The organism is Streptomyces rhizosphaerihabitans, from assembly GCF_025399795.1.
GTDB lineage: Bacteria > Actinomycetota > Actinomycetes > Streptomycetales > Streptomycetaceae > Streptomyces > Streptomyces rhizosphaerihabitans.
The window spans coordinates 1-508 of record NZ_JAODTZ010000180.1 but is presented as its reverse complement, the minus strand read 5'-3'; the positions used below and the strand labels follow the sequence as shown (position 1 = coordinate 508).

1 protein-coding gene is annotated in these 508 nt (G+C 67.3%); it reads right to left on the bottom strand.

Annotated elements, in window-relative coordinates; genetic code table 11:
- Positions 1–482 (bottom strand): transposase (locus N4G66_RS45300; RefSeq protein WP_261710167.1); only part of this gene is annotated, 482 nt, incomplete at its 3' end.
- Positions 483–508 lie beyond the last annotated feature (26 nt).

Below are 508 nucleotides of genomic sequence, written 5' to 3'. Positions count from 1 at the left end.
TGCACGGAAGCGGCCAGCACCACCACGGCGATCACCAGGCCCAGCACGTCAACGGCCAGCCCCCGCTTGCGACCCGGCACCTTCTTGGCCGCGTCCCGCCCGGTCGTGGCCGCGGGTACGCACGCGGCGGCATGCAGACTCTGGGTGTCGAGCACCACCAGGCTCGGGTCGGCTAATCGTCCCCGGCTCTCACGCACCTGCCAGCGCAGCAGGTCATGGATGACCTCGTCGGTGCCGTCGTCGCGCCATTTGTAGAAGTAGTACTTCACCGCGCCGGGCGGTGGCAGGTCGTGGGGCAGGTAGTCCCATTGACAGCCGGTCCGGGACTGGTACAGGAGCGCGTTGACGATCTCTCGCATCTCGTAGTTGCCCTGGTGGCCGCTGACGGACGGGTGCTTCGCCTTCCATGCAGTGGTCACCGGCTCGATCAGCGCCCAGCGTTCGTCGGATAAATCGCTCTTGTAGGGCTTGCGGTCGCTCACCCCGTCACTCCAGCACGGCCAAGCCC